At 71.2% G+C, this 20,444-nt stretch carries 25 protein-coding genes and 3 pseudogenes; 16 read left to right on the top strand and 12 right to left on the bottom strand.

The window, feature by feature from the left end; all coding sequences use genetic code 11:
- Nucleotides 1-41 precede the first annotated feature (41 nt).
- Nucleotides 42-1,193: an XdhC/CoxI family protein gene (locus AB0N14_RS15725; protein WP_366026209.1), complete on the top strand. Its 1,152-nt coding sequence runs from the start codon at nt 42-44 to the stop codon at nt 1,191-1,193.
- Between the two features lie 21 nt (nt 1,194-1,214).
- Here the strand turns inward: AB0N14_RS15725 and AB0N14_RS15720 are convergent.
- From AB0N14_RS15720 to AB0N14_RS15705, 4 genes and pseudogenes are all read right to left on the bottom strand, one after another.
- Nucleotides 1,215-1,993 (bottom strand): annotated as a pseudogene (locus tag AB0N14_RS15720) (class I SAM-dependent methyltransferase).
- A gap of 16 nt (nt 1,994-2,009) precedes the next feature.
- Nucleotides 2,010-2,660 (bottom strand): class I SAM-dependent methyltransferase, encoded by a 651-nt coding sequence (locus AB0N14_RS15715; RefSeq protein ID WP_366026208.1) that lies wholly within the window; start codon nt 2,658-2,660, stop codon nt 2,010-2,012.
- The gene (locus AB0N14_RS15710; RefSeq protein ID WP_366026207.1) at nt 2,657-3,124 is read right to left on the bottom strand and encodes an SRPBCC family protein; all 468 of its coding nucleotides are present in this window, start codon (nt 3,122-3,124) and stop codon (nt 2,657-2,659) included. Before AB0N14_RS15710 ends, AB0N14_RS15715 begins: the two co-directional genes overlap by 4 nt.
- A 149-nt stretch (nt 3,125-3,273) precedes the next feature.
- The gene (locus tag AB0N14_RS15705) at nt 3,274-3,720 is read right to left on the bottom strand and encodes a hypothetical protein (protein ID WP_366026206.1); all 447 of its coding nucleotides are present in this window, start codon (nt 3,718-3,720) and stop codon (nt 3,274-3,276) included.
- 2 nt (nt 3,721-3,722) lie between these two features.
- Here AB0N14_RS15705 and AB0N14_RS15700 point away from each other — a divergent pair.
- Nucleotides 3,723-4,001 (top strand): annotated as a pseudogene (locus tag AB0N14_RS15700) (ABC transporter permease); the annotation flags it as partial.
- Between the two features lie 350 nt (nt 4,002-4,351).
- Nucleotides 4,352-4,765, top strand: a complete 414-nt coding sequence (locus AB0N14_RS15695; protein ID WP_366026205.1) for an ATP-binding protein — start codon at nt 4,352-4,354, stop codon at nt 4,763-4,765.
- Between the two features lie 19 nt (nt 4,766-4,784).
- Here the strand turns inward: AB0N14_RS15695 and AB0N14_RS15690 are convergent, their stop codons facing one another.
- Nucleotides 4,785-5,924: a site-2 protease family protein gene (locus tag AB0N14_RS15690; RefSeq protein WP_366026204.1), complete on the bottom strand. Its 1,140-nt coding sequence runs from the start codon at nt 5,922-5,924 to the stop codon at nt 4,785-4,787.
- 197 nt (nt 5,925-6,121) lie between these two features.
- Between AB0N14_RS15690 and AB0N14_RS15685 the strand changes: the two genes are divergently transcribed.
- The gene (locus tag AB0N14_RS15685) at nt 6,122-6,583 is read left to right on the top strand and encodes an ATP-binding protein (protein WP_366026202.1); all 462 of its coding nucleotides are present in this window, start codon (nt 6,122-6,124) and stop codon (nt 6,581-6,583) included.
- 11 nt (nt 6,584-6,594) lie between these two features.
- On the opposite strand, the pseudogene AB0N14_RS15680 reads toward AB0N14_RS15685, so the two are convergent.
- Nucleotides 6,595-6,693: pseudogene (locus tag AB0N14_RS15680) on the bottom strand (TetR family transcriptional regulator); the annotation flags it as partial.
- Between the two features lie 275 nt (nt 6,694-6,968).
- Between AB0N14_RS15680 and AB0N14_RS15675 the strand changes: the two are divergent.
- The gene (locus AB0N14_RS15675; protein WP_366026201.1) at nt 6,969-7,163 is read left to right on the top strand and encodes a hypothetical protein; all 195 of its coding nucleotides are present in this window, start codon (nt 6,969-6,971) and stop codon (nt 7,161-7,163) included.
- A gap of 110 nt (nt 7,164-7,273) precedes the next feature.
- Here AB0N14_RS15675 and AB0N14_RS15670 read toward each other — a convergent pair whose 3' ends face one another.
- From AB0N14_RS15670 to AB0N14_RS15660, 3 genes are all read right to left on the bottom strand, one after another.
- Nucleotides 7,274-8,719, bottom strand: coding sequence for an MFS transporter (locus AB0N14_RS15670; protein WP_366026200.1), 1,446 nt, complete (start codon nt 8,717-8,719; stop codon nt 7,274-7,276).
- Between the two features lie 92 nt (nt 8,720-8,811).
- The gene (locus AB0N14_RS15665; protein WP_366026199.1) at nt 8,812-9,357 is read right to left on the bottom strand and encodes a TetR/AcrR family transcriptional regulator; all 546 of its coding nucleotides are present in this window, start codon (nt 9,355-9,357) and stop codon (nt 8,812-8,814) included.
- Nucleotides 9,358-9,446: 89 nt separating this feature from the next.
- Nucleotides 9,447-10,148, bottom strand: a complete 702-nt coding sequence (locus AB0N14_RS15660; protein ID WP_366026198.1) for a class I SAM-dependent methyltransferase — start codon at nt 10,146-10,148, stop codon at nt 9,447-9,449.
- 63 nt (nt 10,149-10,211) lie between these two features.
- On the opposite strand from AB0N14_RS15660, the gene AB0N14_RS15655 reads away from it, so the two are divergent.
- From AB0N14_RS15655 to AB0N14_RS15625, 7 genes are all read left to right on the top strand, one after another.
- A complete protein-coding gene (locus tag AB0N14_RS15655; RefSeq protein WP_366026197.1) occupies nt 10,212-11,177 on the top strand; it encodes an ABC transporter ATP-binding protein in 966 nt (321 codons plus the stop codon).
- Nucleotides 11,174-11,806 carry an ABC transporter permease gene (locus tag AB0N14_RS15650; RefSeq protein ID WP_366026196.1) on the top strand — a complete coding sequence of 211 codons (633 nt, stop codon included), beginning with the start codon at nt 11,174-11,176 and terminating at the stop codon, nt 11,804-11,806. The genes AB0N14_RS15655 and AB0N14_RS15650 overlap by 4 nt, the downstream gene beginning before the upstream one ends.
- Nucleotide 11,807: 1 nt before the next feature.
- On the top strand, nt 11,808-12,506 hold the full coding sequence (locus AB0N14_RS15645) for an ABC transporter permease (RefSeq protein ID WP_366026195.1): 699 nt from the start codon (nt 11,808-11,810) through the stop codon (nt 12,504-12,506).
- 11 nt (nt 12,507-12,517) lie between these two features.
- Nucleotides 12,518-13,450 (top strand): ABC transporter substrate-binding protein, encoded by a 933-nt coding sequence (locus tag AB0N14_RS15640; protein ID WP_366026194.1) that lies wholly within the window; start codon nt 12,518-12,520, stop codon nt 13,448-13,450.
- 597 nt (nt 13,451-14,047) lie between these two features.
- On the top strand, nt 14,048-14,188 hold the full coding sequence (locus AB0N14_RS15635) for a hypothetical protein (protein ID WP_366026193.1): 141 nt from the start codon (nt 14,048-14,050) through the stop codon (nt 14,186-14,188).
- A 115-nt stretch (nt 14,189-14,303) separates the two neighbouring features.
- A complete protein-coding gene (locus AB0N14_RS15630; RefSeq protein ID WP_366026192.1) occupies nt 14,304-14,585 on the top strand; it encodes a hypothetical protein in 282 nt (93 codons plus the stop codon).
- 165 nt (nt 14,586-14,750) lie between these two features.
- Nucleotides 14,751-15,011, top strand: a complete 261-nt coding sequence (locus AB0N14_RS15625; RefSeq protein WP_366026191.1) for a hypothetical protein — start codon at nt 14,751-14,753, stop codon at nt 15,009-15,011.
- Nucleotides 15,012-15,151: 140 nt separating this feature from the next.
- Here the strand turns inward: AB0N14_RS15625 and AB0N14_RS15620 are convergent, their stop codons facing one another.
- Nucleotides 15,152-16,555 carry a DUF2079 domain-containing protein gene (locus AB0N14_RS15620; protein WP_366026190.1) on the bottom strand — a complete coding sequence of 468 codons (1,404 nt, stop codon included), beginning with the start codon at nt 16,553-16,555 and terminating at the stop codon, nt 15,152-15,154.
- A 123-nt stretch (nt 16,556-16,678) separates the two neighbouring features.
- Between AB0N14_RS15620 and AB0N14_RS15615 the strand changes: the two genes are divergently transcribed.
- Nucleotides 16,679-16,855, top strand: a complete 177-nt coding sequence (locus AB0N14_RS15615) for a hypothetical protein (protein WP_366026422.1) — start codon at nt 16,679-16,681, stop codon at nt 16,853-16,855.
- Here the strand turns inward: AB0N14_RS15615 and AB0N14_RS15610 are convergent.
- Nucleotides 16,803-17,015, bottom strand: a complete 213-nt coding sequence (locus AB0N14_RS15610; protein ID WP_366026189.1) for a hypothetical protein — start codon at nt 17,013-17,015, stop codon at nt 16,803-16,805. The two genes, AB0N14_RS15615 and AB0N14_RS15610, sit on opposite strands and share 53 nt — an antisense overlap.
- A 754-nt stretch (nt 17,016-17,769) precedes the next feature.
- Here AB0N14_RS15610 and AB0N14_RS15605 point away from each other — a divergent pair.
- From AB0N14_RS15605 to AB0N14_RS15595, 3 genes are all read left to right on the top strand, one after another.
- Entirely contained in the window at nt 17,770-17,973 is a 204-nt protein-coding gene (locus AB0N14_RS15605; RefSeq protein ID WP_366026188.1) for a hypothetical protein, read from the top strand.
- A 107-nt stretch (nt 17,974-18,080) separates the two neighbouring features.
- Nucleotides 18,081-18,368, top strand: a complete 288-nt coding sequence (locus AB0N14_RS15600; protein ID WP_366026187.1) for a hypothetical protein — start codon at nt 18,081-18,083, stop codon at nt 18,366-18,368.
- A 132-nt stretch (nt 18,369-18,500) separates the two neighbouring features.
- The gene (locus AB0N14_RS15595; protein WP_366026186.1) at nt 18,501-19,643 is read left to right on the top strand and encodes a winged helix DNA-binding domain-containing protein; all 1,143 of its coding nucleotides are present in this window, start codon (nt 18,501-18,503) and stop codon (nt 19,641-19,643) included.
- Nucleotides 19,644-19,674: 31 nt separating this feature from the next.
- Here the strand turns inward: AB0N14_RS15595 and AB0N14_RS15590 are convergent, their stop codons facing one another.
- Entirely contained in the window at nt 19,675-20,328 is a 654-nt protein-coding gene (locus AB0N14_RS15590; RefSeq protein WP_366026185.1) for a LysE family translocator, read from the bottom strand.
- Between the last annotated feature and the right edge of the window lie 116 nt (nt 20,329-20,444).

Below are 20,444 nucleotides of genomic sequence, written 5' to 3'. Positions count from 1 at the left end.
CGAGGGACCCTTTTCGCAACCACTGCCAAGGAGACCGAGAGATGTTGGACATCGCCGAGGAGCTGACCCGGTGGGTCGAGCAGGGCCGCGACTTCGCCGTGGCCACCGTGGTGGCGGTCGGCGGCAGCGCCCCCCGGCAGCCGGGCGCGGCCCTCGCGGTGGACGCCGATGGCACGGCGATCGGCTCGGTCTCCGGCGGTTGCGTGGAGGGCGCGGTGTACGAGCTGTGCCGACAGGCGCTCGAGGACGGCGGAACCGTTCTGGAGCGCTTCGGATACAGCGACGAGGACGCCTTCGCCGTGGGCCTGACCTGCGGCGGCGTCATCGACGTCCTGGTCACCCCCCTCCGGGCGGCCGACCCCGCCCGCCCGGTGCTCGCCGCCGCGCTGGCCGCCGCGGCGCAGGGGCGGGCGGCGGCGGTGGCACGGATCGCGTCGGGCCCGGCGGAACTGCTCGGCAAGGCGCTGCTCGTCCACCCCGACGGCAGGTACGAGGGCGGCTTCGACGCCCACCCGGAGCTGGACCGCGCGGTGGCGGCCGAGGCGGGCGCCTTCCTGGAGGCCGGACGCACCGGCACCCTGGAGATCGGAGAGCGGGGGTCACGCTGTGGAGCGCCGCTCACGGTCCTGGTGGAGTCGTCCGTTCCGCCGCCCCGGATGATCGTGTTCGGAGCGATCGACTTCGCCTCCGCACTGGTCCGCATCGGAAAGTTCCTCGGCTACCGGGTCACCGTGTGCGACGCCCGGCCCGTGTTCGCCACCCGCACCCGCTTCCCCGAGGCCGACGAGATCGTCGTCGAGTGGCCGCACCGGTACCTGGAGCGCACGGAGGTCGACGCCCGCACGGTCCTGTGCGTCCTGACCCACGACGCCAAGTTCGACGTACCGCTGCTGAAGCTGGCACTGCGCCTCCCGGTCGCGTACGTCGGCGCGATGGGCTCCCGCCGCACCCATCTGGACCGCAACAAGCGCCTGCGCGCGGTCGGCGTCACCGAACTGGAGCTGGCGCGTCTGAGATCCCCCATAGGCCTGGACCTCGGCGCCCGCACACCCGAGGAGACGGCCCTGTCGATCGCGGCGGAGATCGTCGCGAACCGGCGGGGCGGCAGCGGTGTCTCCCTCACCGGCGCCCACACACCGATCCACCACGACACGGCACCGGCGCCGACCGGGTGGGTCGGGTCGGTGGCCTGACCGGCCGCGCGTCCCTGGTCATCAGCCGCAGGGCGCGCACCGTGCGGTGAGCACGGGCTGGTAGTACCCGCTGAGGGCCGGGGTGTGCCAGGTGACGCCGGTGAAGCCGGCTTCGGCGGCGAACTCCGTGAGCTGTGCGCGGGTCAGCGCCCAGTAGGTGGTCCGGCGGACTCGGACGTCCCAGGTGCTCCCTTCGGGGACCAGCTGGAAGTGCTCCAGGTCGTAGCGCTCGCCGTCCTCGTGCCAGTGCCAGAGCTGAAAGGTGATCACCTGGCCGTCGGGGGTCTTTGTGACGCGGGCCGGTGTCGCCGTGGGTCTGTCCCCGCGGGCCTCGTCGTAGTCCCGGACCATGATCACCAACAGCCCGTCGTCCCGGAGCACCCGTCGCATGCGGAGGAGCGCGGCCTCGACGTCCTCAGCGGTGAGCAGGTGCGGGAGCGAGTTGTCGGCGCAGACGACGACGTCGAAGACCGACGGCCGGAAGGGCAACAGACGCATGTCCGCGGCAGCCGCCGCGAGACCGGCACCACGGGTGGCCGCCTCGGTGGCCGCGCGTGCGGCGGCGACGGGGCTCAGGTCGCTGCCGACGACCCGGTGCCCGGCCAGGGCCAGCCCGATCGCCTGGGTCCCGATCCCGCAGGAGCAGTCCAGGACCCGGTACGGCCCCGCTCCGAGGTGCCGGCGGAGCAGCCCGTCCAGTGCCTCGGCCTGGTGTGCCATGCTCGTGTCCCAGTCCGCGAAGACCAGGTGGTAGTCGGGGGCAGCCGGTCGTAGAAGTCCCGCACGGAGAAGTCGGACATGTTCCCGACCTTCCCGTTACCCGGCGCTCTTACGGGCGAGGAGGTACCCCTGCGGGGACTTCTCCCAGCCTTCGGCGGCGCGTACGAGCCGGGCGATCTCCTCGAAACCGGTGTCGGTCAGCAGTTCGGAGACGTGCTCGGGCCGGAAGTGGTAGACGTCGAGGGACAGGTCGTGCCCGTACGCGTGGTCCAGGTGCCTGCGTTCGTCGCCGACCTTGAAGGCCATCAGGAGGTGGCCACCGGGAGCCAGCACCCGGTGGAACTCCCGGAACACCGCAGGCAGCTCCCGGGGTGGTGTGTGCACCGTGGAGTACCAGGCGAGAGCGCCCGCGAGTGTGCCGTCCGGGAGGTCGAGGCCGGTCATCGATCCCACCTCGAACCGTAGTGCGGGGTGGGCGCGCCGGGCCACGGCGACCATCCCGGGGGACAGGTCGACCCCGAAGGCGTCGAGCCCGAGCTTGTCCAGATAGGTCGTCACCCGACCCGGCCCGCACCCCAGGTCCCCGACGGGCCCGCCACCGGCGGCCAGCACCCGCTCGGCGAACACGCCCAGCATGGCCCGGTCGAACGGGCTTTCGTCCAGGGCGTTCCTGAGCAGTCGGTCGTAGTCCGCGGCGACGGTGTCGTACGACGCCCGGGTGGTCTCCAGGTGCGTGGCATCGGTCATGACGGGGGACTGTAGACGCCGCCACCGGCACCGGGGTCCGGATCCGGCCGGAGCAGGCCGTCCACCGCACGCCCGAACATCCGTCGGGCCAGCCACCCGAGCGGCGGGTCGAAGAGCCCCGGCAGGCGGCGTACGGCGATCTCCTCCCGCCACACCACGTGCGATCCCGTGTCCCCGTGCGGACGCACCTCGAACTCCGCCCAGCCGGTGACGACGCCACCCCGCTTGACCATGCGGCACCGGGTCGGCGGCCGCCAGTCGACCACTTCCATCGGGTCGTCGAAGGCCAGTGGTCCGACGCCCGAGCGGGCCACGAACACCGTGCCCACGCCCGTCGGTCCGGGTGTCAGCACCGTGACGCGGGTCAGCGGCACCACGCCGGCGTGGCGCGGCCAGTCCGTCAGCCGGAGCCACGCCTGCTCGACCGGGAGCGGGGTGAGGCGTTCGAGCCGGAAGAGGACCACCGGGAGATCGTACGGGCGCGGGTCCGTGACCGCCGGGCGACGCGTCGGGGCCCTACCGTGTAACCGCCGCCGTACGCAACCCGGCCGCACGTTTGTTCACCTTCCCCGTCGAAGGCATGGACGGTCGGGGATTCGGCTCGGATTTCGGCTCAGACGTCAAGCAACTCCCGTGCGCGTACGGCAGTCCGGTCTCGAACGACCGGTTCGCGGCCAGCCCCGTCACCAGGGAGCGCGCCCCGTCCGTGGCGTCCGCCGCCCGCCCCAGCGGGTCCTCGGCGCGCTCGCCGAACAGCTCCGTCAGCATCCGCACGTCCCCACCGCCGTGCCCGCCCTCGCCGGTCGCCACCTCCACCTGGGCGCGGCCGCTCCCAGAACCGGCGCAGCAGCAGCTCGGTCCGCCCCGCCCGCGCGTCGGTCTCGGCTCCGTGCAGCACCGGGCCGGTGGCGCCGTCCCGCGTCCGGCGCGGTGACCACGTGGACTCCTCGACCAGCAGCTCCAGCCGCCCCTCGCTGCCGTTGAAGGCGATGCGGTAGCCCTCCCAGGGCGCGTACGCGGTGAGGTGGTACGTCAGGGTCGCGCCGGACGCGTACCGCACCACCGTGGGTGCTCGGCGCGACCGTGCTCACCCTGCTCCCGATGGCCGTCTCGCTCTACCTCTCCTTCACCGACTACGACCTGTTCAACCCGCCGCACTGGGTGGGGCTGCGCAACCACACGCAGATGTTCACCGAGGACCCGCGCTATTGGCGCTCGGTCGTCGCCACGCTGACGTACGTCGTCATCGCCGTCCCCCTGCAACTCGGGCTCGCCCTCGTCGTCGCCCTCGCGCTGAAGTCCCTGCGCCGCGCCAAGGGCTTCTACCGCTCCGCCTTCTACGGCGCTGCGCACGGCGGCGCGCACCGCCGCCCGGGACGCGGCGGGCAGCGCCCTGATCCTGCTCGCCCTGGCGACGGCGGCGCTGTGCGCGTGGATGCTGCTGCCCCTGGCGTTCCTGGCTCCCGGCCCGCTGGTGATGGCCGGGACAGCTGTGGACGGGAGGGGCCGGGAGGCGGGAGAGGCAGCCGTGCTGAACTGAGGGCGCCTGCGGGTGCTGCGGCGGGCAGAGGGGGCCGCGGGCCGGGACGACGGACGACGCTCGGGCGCCAGGGACGGCGCCGAGGAATGGTGCCGGGGAAGTCCTTGTTCCCACCTGTGGAACCGATCGCCGTGAGGAGAGTGTGATCGGCATGGAGACCATCGCCGACACCCGCGGTCTCCCTCCCACCTGGATTCTGGCCCACCGCCCCGAGGCCGCCGGAGAAGCGCGGAAGATGACCGAACGGACCCTGGCGCGCTGGCAGGTGGCGCCGGAGATCGCCGATCCGGTGCTGCTGGTGGTGTCCGAGCTCGTGACCAACGCCGTGGAGCACGCCCGGCCGCCGCTCACCCTCCGGCTGAGCCGGGATCCCGGCACCGGACGGGTGCGGGTGGAGGTCACCGACGGAGGGCCCGCCGCCACGGAAGGGGAGTGGGCGGCCAGTTGCGGCGACGAGGAGCACGGGCGCGGCCTGGATATCGTCGACCGCGTCGCCGCCGCGCACGGCGACCGTCTGGAGACGGGTCGCGCCATCCACTGGGCCGACCTGACCACCGCGGTCTGACCCCGATTGCGCGGATGGCTCAACCCTCGCGGCGGGGTGCGCCGGTCAGCCAGGTCACGACACGGCTGATGTCGGCGAGCGTGACGATGCCGACCAGGCGCCCGTCGTCGAGCACGAGCGCCCTGCGCTCCCGGCTCTCCTGGAGGCGGGGCAGCAGATCCACGACCATGTCGCCGGGTGCGGCCGTCTCGATGTCCGGGAGCGGGCGCATCACCTCGCCGATCGTGGTGGTCGGCCGGGCGTGCGGCGGGACGTCGCGGACGGCGCCGGCGGTGACCAGCCCGGCCACGCCGCCGTCGGGCGCCAGGACCGGGAAGGCGGAGTGACGGAACCGGTCGAAGGGCGTGTCCGCGAGGAACTGGCCGATGGTCATCGCGGTGGGCACGGTGACCGGATCCCAGGTCATCACCCGGCTCACCGGGACGCCGTGCAGGGCGCTGCGCAGCTCCGCCTGGCGGGCCTCCGCGGTCGCCGTGCTGATCAGGAACCAGCCGATCAACGCCGACCACAGTCCCGACAGGTTGCCCGCGAAGAACACCGCCGCGAACCCGCCGGCCACCAGCAACCAGCCCAGAGCGCGGCCCGCGGCCGAGGCGCCCCGGGTCGCCCGCACCCGGTCACCGGTGCGGTGCCACAGGAACGACCGCAGCAGCCGTCCGCCGTCCAGCGGGGCCGCCGGCAGGGCGTTGAACACGGCCAGCACGATGTTGATGGCGGCGAGCCAGGCGACGGCCTCCACCACGAGACCCGAGACGTGCAGGGCGTCGAGCCCCTCGGCCAGACCGATGCACACCCCGCCCGCGACCAGACTGGTCAGCGGCCCCACCACGGCGATGCGCAGCTCCACACCGGGCGTCGGCGCCTCGCTGCGCAGCCGGGCGGCACCGCCCAGCATCCACAGTGTGATGCCCTCGACCTGCACGCCGTTGCGGCGTGCGACGAGCGCGTGGGCGAGTTCGTGGGCGAGCAGCGACGCCAGGAACACCAGTGAGGTCAGCAGCGCCGCCACCCAGTAGGCCCAGGCCGGGTGCCCGGGGTGGGCCGCGGGAAGCCGCCCGCGGGCCAGGCCGACGGCGACCAGCACGATGATGACCAGCACACTCCAGTGCAGGCCGACGCGCACGCCGACGATGCGCCCGAGAGACAGTGTCTCCTTCACCGAACGCCCCGCCTTCCCGGCGCCCGGCCCGTCGGCCGCGATCCCGCCCGGGCGGCCGCCGGGCGCGCGCCGCTCTCGTCACGACGCTCTCCAGCGGAGATGACTCCTCCGCACTCTCCATCGTCCGCCCGGTCCGCTGGAACGCCGAGCCGCACGGGGTTTCGCCCGTCCGCCGGCCTCGTGCCATCGTGACCCGTATGGGGACAGGACTGGACATGGCCGTGCTCGTCGGGCTGCAGGCGTCGGGGAAGTCCACCTTCTACACGCAGCACCTGTCCGGCCGGTACGCGCTGGTCAGCAAGGACCTGTTCCCCCGGCGCGCCCGCAACAAGCAGCAGCGGCAGATGCGGCGGGTGCAGGAGGCCCTCGCGGCGGGGCGACCGGTGGCGGTGGACAACACCAACCCCTCACCACAGGAGTGGGGCCCGCTGGTGGAAGCGGGCCACGCCCACGGCGCGACGGTCACGGCGTACTGGTTCCCGCCGGACCTGACCGGCTCGCTCCGCCGCAACGCCGCCCGCGAGGACCGCGCGCGCGTCCCGGACGTCGGCGTGTTCGCGACCCTGAAGCGGTTGCGCAGGCCGTCCCCGGCGGACGGGTTCGACGCGGTCCGGGAGGTGCGCTTCGACGGGCGTGGCGGCTTCGAGATCAGGCCCTAGGAGGCCAGAGCTCAGTGCGGCCGGCGTAGTCCTTCGACGAGGAGCTCGACCAGTCGGCGGGCGTCGTAGCGGGGGTCGTTGTCCGCGCCGATGCAGAGGTTGCCGACGCCGACCTGGCCCCGCACGAGAAGCACGACACTCCGCCCGCGCTCCTCGACCCGTCACTGCGGCGCCGCTGATCACCCGAGGGCGCGGGCGTCCGGCGAGAAGGTGCGACGCGCCTTGCTGTGTCGTCATCGTCAAGAGGTGATGCCGACCCGCCCGGACTCGTTCAGGGGGACGGCCTGGCGATAACCCATCGCGTCACCGTCTTGACAGGTGACGAGGCGGGATGTGAGTCTGACATCCGCAAGGCGAGAAGCCACCGACTGAGCGGAGGTTGGCCATGGAAAGCCAGAGCGCCCTGGACAGTGCTGCGGCAGCACGTCGGGCACGGTTCGGCACGTTGCCGGAGCGTATTCGCTTCGAGGACACGGTCGAAGAAAAGCAGGCGACGTCGAACGACCCGGCGAGGGACGCCTACGACCCCGAAGGATCGTGGATGTCCTTCTCCTGTCTGGCCGCCGACCTGGGTCTTTGAGCTGGGCCTCCGAGCTGGTCTTCGACTGAGTGTTTCTACTTGGCCCATCGAGGTCACCGAGCGTCGCCGGCCGCTCTCGCGAAGGGGAGGGCGACCGGCGGTGGTGCGGCTCAGGCGGAGATGCCGGATTCGGTCCGCTGCTCCGTGGGATCGAGGGTGGGTGCGGGAGACGTGGTCGCGGGTCGCCGCAGGGTGAGGGCGATACCGACGCCGAGGAGGGTGAGGGCGGCGGCGGTGAAGCCCGCGGTGCGCAGGCCGGGTACGAGGGCCGGACCGGTGGTGGTGTGGACGCCGGCGTTGGCGATGGCGACCAGGATCGCCAGGCCGACCGCGGAGCCGATCTGCTGGGTGGTGGAGGCCATGGCCGAGGCGATGCCCTGGTGCTGGGCGTCGGCTCCGGTTCCGGCCGCGGCGAACATCGCGGTCCAGGCGATGCCCTGGCCGAGGCTGAGCAGGATCACGCCGGGCAGCAGGGCCGGGTAAGCGCCGCCCGGGGACATCGCCAGTGCCAGGGCGGTCATCCCGACGGCGCCCAGGAGCAGGCCGGTGACGATGGTCGAGCGGGTACCGGCGATGCCGAGCAGTTTCTCGCTCGCCTTGGTGCCGACCATGCCCACCAGTGCCGAGGGCAGGAACGCCAGGCCGGTGGCCAGGGCGTCGAAGCCGCGGACGTTCTGCAGGTAGACGGTGAAGAAGTAGTACTGGGCGCCGAAGGTGCCCATGAAGACGAAGGTGATGCCCATCGCGGCGAGAAGGCTGCGGTTGCGGAAGAGGCGAAGCGGCATCAACGGGTGGGCGGTGCGGGCCTCGATCAGCAGGAACAGGCCGATGAACAGCACGCCGGCCGCGAGCGAGACGATGGTCCGGGCGGAGGTCCAGCCGGCTTCGGGGCCCTGCACGATGGCGAAGACGAGGGCGGTGAAGCCGATCGTGGCGGTGAGAGAACCCGCCAGGTCGAAGCTGCGGCCCCGCTCGCGCTGCGCGTCCTTGGGGATGATGGCGAAGGCTGCCGCGGCGGCGCCCAGGGTGAGGGGGACGTTGACGTAGAAGACGGCTTCCCAGCCGAAGTAGTTGGTCAGGATGCCGCCCAGCAGGGAGCCGAGCGCCAGGCCGACGGCCCCCGCGCCGCCCCAGATCGCCAGTGCCCGGTTGCGTGCGGCGCCCTCGGTGAAGGTGGTGGCGATCAGGGAGAGGGTGGCGGGCAGCAGGAGGGCGCCGCCCAGGCCCTGGACGCCACGGGCGGCCACGAGCAGCCCGGGGTCCGTGGCGAGGGCGCCGGCCAGCGAGGACAGGCCGTAGAGGGTCAGGGCGGTGGCGAACATGCGGCGCCGGCCGAGGATGTCGGCCGTCCGGCCGCCCAGCAGCAGGAAACCGCCGAAGGCGACCGCGTAGCCGCTGACGACCCACTGCAGGCTGTGCGCGTCGAAGCCGACCTCGCGGCCGATCTCCGGCAGTGCGACGTAGACGATGTTGTAGTCGATGGCGCTGATGAACTGGGCGAACGCCAGCAGGGCCAGCAGCGGCCCGGTCCCGCGGCGTGGGGAGGGGGACGGCATGAGGAATCAGCCTCTCGTTAGTATGCGGTTGACCGCTTACATGTTGGGCGAAAGAAACGGGCCGCCCGGAGCGGCCCGGTGGACGCCTGCCCTCAGCTGCGCAGCGTGCGCGCCCAGGGGGCGTCGACGGAGGCGGCGTCGATCGCCACCATGACATTGCTGAGCAGGCCGTCGGCGAAGTGGCGGCGGATCTGCTCGTCCGAGGCGCCGGAGGCGGCGCGGACGTACTCGACCTGCTTGGCGTAGCAGGTGCGCACCGCCTCGGCGATGACCGGCTCGCCCGTGCTGCACTGGGCGTGCATGAGGATCATGAGGACGTCCCGGTCGGCGATGACGTCGTCGTACGAGGCCGTCATCGCCTTCAGAACCGCTTCCGGATCGGTGCTGCGCACTGACGCCGCCGCCGATGCGGCAGCCTCCCGAAGCCGGTCGGAACAGTAGTCGACCAGGGCCGCGAACAGCGTCTCCTTGTCCTTGAACAGCCGGTACAGGTAACCCTGCGAGATGCCGGCGGCCTTGGCCACGTCCATCGTCGAGGTGCCGTAGTAACCGCGCTCGGCGAATGTCTTGATCGCCGTGCGCATGACGGTCGCCCGGCGCTCCTCGGCCGTGGAACGCTGCCGTGTCCTCGTTTCCATAGAAGTAATTAACCACTCACATCCGACAGTGTCAACCTGGCTTGCGCCGTGCCTGGGGGCGTACGACCGCTCAGTGGTGGGTGGGTGCCTCAGAATGCGTGGAACTCCTCGAAGGGCGGCTCGAACGAGGGATCAGGCAAGCGAAGGGCCTTGCAGCGAGTCCTCGGTTCGGACCGGGGGTCGGCGCCGACCGTCGTCACGGTTTCGCCGGGGAAGGCGTCCGGAACCACCGTCCATCCCAGGTTCCGCTCGTAGTAGCGCACGGCGGTTCGCACGGACGGCGCCCAGTCGTCGTCGATCACGATCAGCCCGCCGGGCCGAACGATCTTTCGCAGGAAGTAGAGATCGACGAAGACTTCATGGAACCGGTGACTGCCGTCCACGAACGCCGCGTCGGCGCGGAGACCTTCGGTGAGGAGTTGCGGGAGCGCGATCGATGAAGGGGTGGGCATGAGCGAGGCGATGGAATCCAGCCCGGCAGAGCACAGCAGATCCCAGCCGGCGTTGGACCAGTCGCGTTCTTGAAACGGGTCGATGATGATGTGCCGGGGGTGCGGCGGATTCACAGTGATCAGGGCCTCGCCGATCGCGAGCGCGGAACTGGCGTACGCGAGACCGATCTCGACAACCGTCTGCGCGCTCTCGGAGATCAGCAGGTCGCGCAGCTGGTCGCACTGACGTTCGGGCACCGTGACCGTCTCGAAGTCCGCCTCGCGGTCCCGCGTCCACGCAGGCCCCTCCTGTGCGAGCCGACGGCGTACCTCGCGGACCCGCGTCCTGTGTTCACGCATCGAACCAGTCCCTCCGCCCGGCGCCGATGCTCCGGCTTCGCAGCCTAGCCGCTTGCCCATGGATTGCTCGGAGCCGATCCCGCCGAGATGCGGGGCGGTTGCCGGTACCGGTGCGGCGGCGTCCGCGTGCGGCGGGCCGCCGCGAACGTCGCCTGGTCAGGATTCCCGGACCGCGTCGGCCGCACCCGGCAGGACGCCGCCGAGCTGCGCCGGTCCATCGGCTATGTCATCCAGCAGGCCGGTCTCTTCCCGTACCGCACGGTGCTCGACAACATCGCCACCGTCCCGCTGCTGCTCGGCTGGAACCGTCGGAAGGCACGGGCGCGCGCCGCCGAACTCCTGGAGACGGTCGGTCTCGCCGCCGACGCCGGCAAGCGCTACCCGCACCAGCTCTCCGGTGGCCAGCAGCAGCGGGTCGGCGTCGCCCGCGCGCTGGCCGCCGATCCGCCGGTGCTGCTGATGGACGAGCCGTTCGGAGCGGTCGACCCTGTCGTGCGCACTCAGCTCCAGGACGAACTGCTGAGGCTGCAGAAGGAGTTGAGCAAGACCATCGTCTTCGTCACCCACGACATCGACGAGGCCGTCCGCCTCGGCGACCAGATCGCGGTCTTCCGCACTGGCGGCCACCTCGTCCAGTGCGCCTCCCCCGCGGAACTGCTCGCCCGCCCCGCCGACGACTTCGTCGCCGACTTCCTCGGCGCCGAGCGCGGGCTGAAGCTGCTCTCGCTGAAGACCCTGGCGGACGTCCCGCAGGGCCCGGCCCCGGAGGGCGGCACCTGGACCCTGGCCCTGGACGCGGCCCTCAGGCCCCTGCACTGGGCCTCCAAGGACGCCGGGGGCGCCATACTTCCCGTCCGCCCGCTCAAGGACACCGACTCCCTGCTGTCGGCCCTCAACGAGTCGGTCGCCTCCCCCACCGGTCTGGTCGTCCGCGTCGACGCGGACGGCGTCCTCACCGGCGTCTCGTCACGGGACGACATCCACGCGCACGCGAGCCGTGCGCACGCCGAAGTGAGCGTGGCCGCATGACGACCGACTGGTCCTGGATATCCGGCCACACCGGCGACCTCGTGAGTCTCACCCTCTCCCACCTCCAGGCCGCCCTGACCGCCGTCTTCCTCGGCCTGCTGATCTCGCTGCCGCTCGCGGTGGTCGCCCACCGGATCCGCCCCCTGCGCGGTTTCCTCCTCGGCGTCTCCAACGTGCTGTTCACGATCCCATCGATCGCGATCTTCGTCCTGCTGCTGCCGGTGAGCGGACTGACCCGCACCACGACCGTGATCGGCCTGACGGTCTACACGCTGGTCGTGCTGCTGCGGAACACGGTCGAGGGCCTCGACTCGGTGCCCGCGAGGACGAAGGAGGCCGCGAAGGCGATGGGCACGCGCCCGCTGCTCACGGTCGAGTTCCCGCTCGCACTGCCCGTGATCATGGCGGGAGTCCGCATCGCGACGGTGATGTCGATCTCTCTGGTGTCCGTCGCGACCTACATCGGCGACGGCGGTCTCGGCCAGCTCTTCACCGACGGCTTCCAGCGCAACTTCCCGACCCCGGTGATCGTCGGAGTGGTCCTCACCCTCCTGCTCGCCGTCGTCGCGGACGCCCTGCTGGTCGCCCTTCAGTACGTCCTGACCCCGTGGCGGAGGCGGCGAGCCTGACATGTACGAACTCTTCAAGAACCTCGGCACCTGGCTGACCAGCGCCTCCCAGTGGTCCGGCCCCGACGGCATCGCCCACCGCCTCGCCGAGCACCTCCAGTACTCCCTGCTGGCCACGCTCATCGCGGCCGCCATCGGCCTCCCGCTCGGCCTGCTCATCGGCCACACCGGCAAGGGCGCGTTCATCGCCATCAACCTGGCGTCCTTCGGCCGGGCGCTCCCGACCGTCGGCCTGGTCGTCCTGGTGTTCCTGGCCGGCGGCCTGTCGATGCTGCCGGTGTACGGGGTGTTGGTCGCCCTCGCCGTCCCGGCGATCGTCACCAACACCTACGCCGGCATGACGGCCGTCGACGCGGACGTGAAGGACGCGGCGCGTGGGCAGGGCATGCGCGGCCACCAGGTGCTGTTCCAGGTGGAGGTGCCGCTCGCGCTCCCCCTGATCACGACGGGCCTGCGCCTGGCCCTGATCCAGGTCGTCGCCACGGCGACCATCGCCGCCTACGTCTCCTTCGGCGGCCTGGGCCGCTACGTCTTCGACGGACTCGCCCAGCGCGACCTCGTGCAGGTGCTCGGCGGCGCGGTGCTGGTCGCCGTGGTCGCCGTCGTCCTGGACATCGCCCTCGCCGGTCTCCAGCGTTTCCTCTTCCTCCCCCACTCTCGACCTCGCTCGAGCGGGGGGACCCCCACCCGCACTGCCTAGGAACCCGAACCATGAATCGTCGTGCTCTCCTCGGCGGCCTCTTCGCTGCTGCCTCCGTCCCCGCCCTCTCCGCGTGCGCCAGCGGCATCACGTCCCTCAACGGCCAGGGCAACTCCACCGCCGGCGGCGGCTCCAGCAAGGGCGGGGTCACCATCGGCACCGCCAACTTCACCGAGAACCAGGTGCTCGGCTACCTCTACGCGGCCGTCCTGGAGGCGGCCGGCGTCACGACCAAGGTCCGCCCCAACCTCGGCACGCGCGAGATCGTCATCCCCGCCCTGAAGGCCGGCGACATCGACCTGCTCCCCGAGTACCAGGGCGCCCTGCTCAACTACCTCGACCCGAAGGCCACGCCCACCGAGGAGGGCGCGATGCAGAACGCCCTCACCCTCGCCCTGCCGGCCGGCCTCCAGGTCCTGCCGTACGGCATGGCGGAGGACTCGGACGCCTTCGTCGTCACCCGCGAGACCGCCGACAAGTACGGCCTGGCCTCCCTCGCCGACCTGAAGAAGCAGAACGGCAAACTGGTCATCGGCGCCGCCCCCGAGGTGAAGAAGCGCCAGGTCGGCGCGGTCGGCCTGAAGGACGTGTACGGCGTGGAGTTCAAGGAGTTCAAGTCGCTGGACTCCGACGGCCCGCTGGTCAAGGGCGCCCTGAAGAAGGGCGACGTGGACGTGGCGAACCTCTTCACCACCGACACCGACATCAAGGCCAACGACTGGGTGGTGCTGTCCGACCCCCAGCATCTGATCCCCAGCCAGCACATCGTCCCGCTCATCGCCGACCGCAAGGCCGACGACACCGTTCGCAAGGCCCTCGCCAGGCTCGGCAACGTCCTGACCACCGCCGACCTCACCGAACTCAACAGTCTGGTCGACAACGACAAGAAGGACCCCGAGGACGTGGCGAACGCATACGCGAAGCGGCACGGACTGCTGAAATAGCCCGCCAGTAGCCCAGAAGCCGGCGCCGCGTGGCAGATGCCACGCAAGGACCTGGTCATCCGGTTCGCCTTCGGAGCGAGCGCGTCACTTCTCGCCGCCATCGTGTCCGCCGTGTTCGGTCCCTTCGCCGGCGGGGCCTACCACGCCTCATGACCACCCGGCTCAGGCCCAGGCGGGCGGGTGACCTCAGCTCGAGCCGGGCGGCGCCGTCTCGCTGCCGTCGTCGTCCGGTTCCGCACTCGCCGGGCGAAGCGATTTGTCGATCGCCTTCCGCCGAGGCGGCCGTGCCCCGGCAACCGAGTCGGCAGCACGAGCCAGCTCGGCCCTCAACTGGTCGAATGCCGGCGCCCCTGACAGATCCCGCAGCCTGCGACTTCTGCTCATGCAGCACCAACGCGCCACCGCACCGCCCGTAACCGAAATGCCACCGAATGGAGCACGTCTTGATCGGCGCCACGCTGCCCGCCTGGGTCAGTCCTCAGACGGCCTGTGCGCGCCGAGCTGCCCCTGCACAACGGTGAAGCCTGGGGTGGGCTCGGCGATGGACGGCCGCGCCCCGAGCTCCCGCCGGGAGTCCCGCACCGCCCAAAGCTGCTGGTGGCCGAGGAGGGGTGGCTCGACGAGTCCGCTCTGCGCGCCCACTTGCGGGAGGTGGCTGTCTGGCGGGCGCAGCTGCGGGATGCGGCTCTTTCACCGGAGGAGCCGGCGGTCGTGCTCGCCGAACGCAGGCTGGCGTAGCCGGAGCGGACGTACCATGCGAGAGCGGACGCAAGTTCGGCAGCGTGGGTTGCTTCACCCCCTCCGCTTTTTTACGTGAACCGTGCAACCATACGGGTCCTTTACCGACAGCGCCGTGCCGGACGGGGACGGAGGCTGCGCTGGAACCCGCGGCTATGACGACATTCGTGACGGCACTTCCGTCACCGTCTACGACGCCGCCGGAAGCGTCGTCGCCACTGGAGCGCTAAGCAACTCCAGCTACGACGAGGACACCTACAACTGCTCCTTCGATGTCGCCGTCCAGGACGTCCCCAACGGCGAGAAGTTCTACAAAGTGGAGGTCTCGCATCGGGGCACGCTGCAGCTTTCCGCCGAGGAAGCAGAGAACGGCCAGTTCGGCGGCACACTCGGCTAGTCGGGCACCAGAGGGCGCCGGCTGTTCCCGGACGGGGTCTTCGCCGGTGGAATGGCACAGGCAAGCGGAATGAGTAATTTCGGTAACAGCGTGGACACAACACCTCCACAAGGCCCGTGCGGACCTGCATGCTGCCGGTAGCACACCAACCCCCTGGGGGACGCGATGCCGAGCTACAGCGACGCGCAGAAGGCCGTGCGCGTGGAGAAGTTCAGGCTGTGGTTCGGCTGGCTGGCGGGGAACGTCATCATGGCGTTCTTCGCCAACACGACGAAGCACATCCCCATCGTCTCCGTGCTCACGCAGCTCCTGCTCCTCGTCGTGTTCGTGGCGCTGACGGTCGCGGTGTTTCGGATGACGAGCGCACTGAACAGGCGCGGGGACGCAGCGCGGCGTGAGGTGCTCGGCGACGACTACCCGGGCTGAGCCGGGACCAGAGCGGCCCCGCCAGAAGTTTCCGGGTGGGGCCGCCGTCATGCGATGCCGCACTCCGGGCACGGCGTCTGCCGCGCGCGTTCCGCCGCCCCGGCTGGGAGGTGCCGGATGGGGAGCGGAGCCCGCCGGCGTCAACGAACCCTCTTGAGCAGCCAGACCTGGTCCGCGTGGAACACCGTCCGGTACGTGGCGTGCCGATAGTTGCCGGTCACCGCGGAGGGCTCCACCTGCCACTGCCACCAGGTGCCCTTCGCCTGGTCCAGAAGGATCCACTGAGGTGCTGCCGGGCATTGGTTCCAGCACACGTCGTTCCGGGCACCCAGCGACGCCAACTGGCCCATGGTCGCGGCCACTGTCTGGCCCGACGGGATCATCCGCTCAGCCTGCGCCGCCGCTTCGATGTGCTGAGGAGTGCGGTAGGTGCCCGGCTGCCACAGCTCATGCAGGGGCGACTGGAACACCATGGCGGCGGCCACGGCCACCATCAGCGCCGGACCGTGCGCGCCAAGCCAGGGCGACAAGCTGCGCCGCGCCCACGACGGCCGGGCGCGCAAACGGTGGAGACCGTCGATGGCCGCGACGAACAGGATCGGCATGACGGTCGCGCTGTAATGCCAGCTGGTACCCCAGTAGGCCTGGTTGGAGGAGACGAGCCGCAGGGCCACGGCGGGCACGGCGGCGAGCGCCAGCGGCGAACGCAGAGCAAGACCGGCCGTAGGCAGCAGGAGCAGCGCGAGCAGCGGGCCCTTTGCCTCCCAGCTGGTCGCGAGGACACCAAGGTGGTGAGGGCTGTCCTTCCAGTACGGGTAGGTGCCGCTCGGGTTCATCGCTGGTACGAGCATGTAGGTGGCGAGCAGGGCCCAGCCGACTCCCCACGCGGCGAGCAGCCCTCCTGCGAGCCTCTGCCGGTGGAGCAGCGCCACGATCAGGCCGATCGTGGCGAGCGTCCAGCCCTGGTCCTCTTTGACCCACACCAGAGGGACGGCCCACCAGAAGGCTGCCCACGGAAGGCGGCGGGCCAGGGCGGACATCGAGCAGGCCAGCAGCGGCACGGCGAAGGCGATCTCGTGGAAGTCGTACCACACCATGTCGGCCAGGCCCCACGACAGGCCGTAGGTCGCGGCGATCAGCCGGGCTTCGTTCCGCGTCAGTAGTTGCTCAGCCGCCCGGTATACCGGCACCACGGAGGCGGCGGCCAGCGCGGCTTGGGCAACAAGCAGCGTCACCGCAGACGGGAACACGCGGAAGAACGGTGCGAGGACCATGAGGACGGGCGAGTAATGGTCGCCCCGCTGGTCCATGTCCTTGATCGCCACCATGGGCGCGTCGCCCTTGGCGTAGTGGGCCACGGCCTCGGTGAAGATTCCCAGGTCCCAGGAGGCCGGGTTGCCGGTCAGGTACCGGGCCACGGACAGCGTCGTGTACAGGCCGAACACCACGGTGACGATCGCCCACAGCACCGGATCGCCCGCCCGTATCCGGTGGAGGGGCGTGACTCGGTGGACGGCTGAGGGTCTGTCGGATATGACGGGCACCGCTACAGGATCACCGCTCTGCCCTCACAGCTCAACTGACCTCGCGTAACTTCACTTCGCACCAGCACCCTCCACCGCTCCCGCGCCACCGGGCCCGGGGGCTTTCGCACACCCGGGAGCCCCGTGCCCAGCGCAGCCCGCAAGTACGGCCGGCGCGCGCCGAAGGGCACCCCGGCCATCTCCTTCTCCCGGATCTTCACCGGCAAGGTCCCCGTGCGCCCCTCGGCGGCGGACCACCTCGCCCGCCTCAACGGCGGCCGGCAGATGCTCGGCAGCCCGACGTCGCCGGGTGGACCATGAAGATTCCCCAGCGGTCGGCACGATCGATGCCCTTGCCGGGTTCGGCTTGGAGGCTGGTGATCCAGGAGGCGATGCTGAGCCCTGTGGAGGCCATGCCTGCGAGGTAGGCGTGCTCGCTGCGGATGCCCCGGGGTGACTGCGGAAGGACGGGCGGGAGCATCGACGACGTGCTGCATCACCTCGGCGTGGACCCGGGCGTATCCCGTCTGTGTGCCGATTCGGTCGCTCGCCGGTAACTCACCGTGGATGCTCGGCCGGACCTCCACGATGATGTCCGCGTCCGCTTCGTCGCCCTCTTCGTCGCGCCAGAGGAAGACCCGTACGTGCCTCGCCCGAGGGAGGCCGAGCGCCTGCCACTCGGTCATCAGGTCGGCGACGACGAGGGAGACGGCGTATCGAGGGCCCTCGCTCAAGTCATCGGTGGTGATCATGCCCCGCCACCGCTCGGGGTCCCTGCCGTAGGGACGCCACCCCTCCGAGCCGTGCGGCTCGAACACCCGGTACACCCAGTCCGTCTCGGTGTCCATGCGTCGATCCTGTCACCACGGAGTACGACGCGCGGCATCCGATCCACCGTTGACCGCTCCTGCGACAACGGTGAGTAATGACCAAGATCACCCATTGGCCACGTTCGTGGCGGGATGCTCCGTCCGATGAGTCGATCTCAGTGTCTGCCGCCTTCGAGGGCGCGGAGGCGATCGCTGAGGCTCGTGATTACGCCCGGTCGTTCCTGCAGGATCTACCGGCCTTGCATTGGTTGCCCGTGTCAGTGCGGGGGATGGGCAATGTGCGGCTGGTGGTCAGCGAGCCGGTGACTTGGAGCACGACGGCGACTGCCACGCCTGTGCCCACGCCACCGCTCCGTGCGCGGATGGCACGCGGCTGCGGCGAGCATGGGTGGCGGTGCGCCGGTCATGAGCAACAAGGCGATGAGCGAGCCCGTTCACGTTCTGCCGCCGCCGGAGTGGCCGACCCCGCACCCCGGGTGCCAGGTGTGCCAGGCGCTCGCCGTCCAGCGCGACCAGGCGCAGGCGGCTGCGGACTACTCGAAGGTCTCGGACTGCAACGTCGAGATCCGCGAGCACACGGACGCACACCCGAGGAGGCGGCGCCGGTGAGAGCCCCAGCCGCAGATCACAACACGGACACAGCGTCACTCGAAGATCACTCAAAGTGCGCCTTCGGGTGCATGATTTCGGCCACCACTCGGCCTCCAAGGAGACCCATGCGCCGCCACACCATCTCCCTACTCGCCGCAGCCGTGCTCGTGCTGACCGGATGCTCCAACCTGGGCTCGGGCAGCGACAAATCCTCGGCGCCGAGCCCCTCCGCGACAGTCGGAGCGGCCGACGACGCCGCCCACGCGGAGCTGATCGCCACGTGCACCAAGGCGATCGTCGCCGCGAAGGACGACACCGCGGACAACGGCCTGCCCCAGTGCGCGAAACTGTCGCCGGACGACTACCTCAAGGCGATCGAGGGCGCGAAGAAGCAAGGAGGCGGCGCGCCGTAGAGGCGGATCGGCGACGCCTCGGCGTCCGCCGTCGCCCCGTAGCGGCAGGGCGCGGCCCCGCCGGAAGCCCGGTGGTGCGCCGCTCGGCCCTTGCGGACAGCGGATGTCCGCAAGCCCCGATACCGTCCTGGCATGACGAAGACGAGCCCAGCGGCGCGGAAGGCCGACCGGTCCACACCCACCGCTCCCGTCCTCCCTCCCCGCGCCCTCAACCGCGCCACCCTCGCCCGTCAGCTGCTGCTCCGCCGCTCGCCGCTGTCCGCGAAGGCGGCCGTCGCGCACCTGGTCGGCCTCCAGGCGCAGAACGTCAAGCCGCCGTACTACGCGCTCGCGGCACGACTGGAGGGCTTCGCGCCCGAGCGTCTGTCGCGGCTCATGGCCGACCGCGAGGTCGTCCGAATCGTGACCCTGCGGTCCACCATCCACACCCACACCGCCGACGACTGCCTCACCCTGCGGCCGCTCGTCCAGCCCGCCCGCGACCGGGAACTCACCGCCTTCCGCAAGGGTCTTGCCGGCGTCGACCTCGACCGGCTCGCCGCCCTCGCCCGCGACCTCGTGGAGACCGAACCGCGCACCATGACCCAACTGCGGGACGCGCTGCTCGTCGAGTGGCCGGACGCCGACCCGCAGGCCCTCGCACTCGCCGCCCGCTGCCGGCTGCCCCTCGTCCAGGTCACCCCACGCGGCCTGTGGGGCTTGAGCGGCCAGGTCGCTCTCACCACCGCCGGGCACTGGCTCGGGCGCCCCGCCGAGCCCGCCCCGGCACCCGACTCCGTCGTCCTGCGCTACCTCGCCGTCTTCGGCCCGGCCTCGGTGAAGGACATGCAGACCTGGGCGGGCCTCACGCGGCTGCGGGACGCCTTCGAGCGGCTGCGCCCGCGGCTCGTCACCTTCCGCGACGAGCACGGCGCCGAACTCTTCGATCTGCCCGACGCCCCCCGCCCCGACCCGGACACCCCGGCCCCGCCGCGCTTCCTGCCCGAGTACGACAACCTGCTCCTCTCCCACGCCGACCGCGCCCGCGTCGTGCCCCCGGGCCTCAAGGGCCGCAACGCGGCGGGCAACCAGGCCTACCGCACCCTGCTCGTCGACGGCTTCCTCGCGGGCGTGTGGAAGCTGGAGGAGGACTCGCTCGTCATCGAGCCGTTCCGCGGGATGACCAGGGCCGAGCGGGACGAGGTGGCCGAGGAAGGGGCGCGGATGCTGAAGGTGATGCACGAGGGCACGTCGTACGACGTCCGGTTCGGTACCGTCGTCCCCCCACGCCCCTGACGCCCGGTCCGCGTCGCGGTCCCGCGGCGCCTCAATCCGCCCGCCCGGTCACCGCCACCGTCAGCCCCAGCCCGATCATCGTGAACCCGCCCGCGCCGCCGATCAGGGACAAGCGGCGGTCCGAGCCGGCGAACCAGGTGCGGGCAGCGGACGCCGTCAGCCCCCACAGGGTGTCCGTGACCAGGCCGATCGCGATCGGGATCGGGACCAGGCCCAGCGGGAGCATCTGCAACGGCACATGACCCGCCGAGTGGTTCACGAACTGGGGGAGTACCGCGGCGAAGAACACCACCCCCTTGGGGTTGGTCGCGCCCACCAGGACTCCGTCCAGGACCGTACGGAGATCGCCGCGCGCCGGGCCCGTCGGCACGGTCCTGATCGCCGACGCCTTCAGCTCCTTCCGGTGCCGGAAGGCCTGCACACCCAGGAGGACCAGGTACGCCGCCCCCGCCAGCTTCACCGCCATGTAGAGGGCGACCGACCGCTCGACCAGCGAGCCGATGCCGACCGCGACCGCCACCACCAGCAGATACGAACCGAAGACGTTGCCGAGCGCGGTCGCCACGGCGGTGCGGCGGCCGTGCGCGAGCGCCCTGCCGATCACGAACAGCACGCTGGGACCGGGGATCACGATCACCAACAGGGACATCGCGGCGAAGGCCAGAAAGCGGTCTGTGGACACCATGCGCGACCCTCCCATCCGTCGCCCATTCAAACAGGCGGGTGAGGGCCGGGCCATGGAAGTGACGTGGAAAGGGGGCGTGGGGGGGGGGGGGGGGGGTGGGGGGGGGGGGGGGGGGG

The sequence above is a fragment of the Streptomyces sp. NPDC051104 genome, assembly GCF_040682835.1.
Taxonomy (GTDB): Bacteria; Actinomycetota; Actinomycetes; order Streptomycetales; family Streptomycetaceae; genus Streptomyces; species Streptomyces cynarae.
Note: the sequence above shows the minus strand (reverse complement) of the source record. Positions and strands in the feature narration are given on the sequence as shown.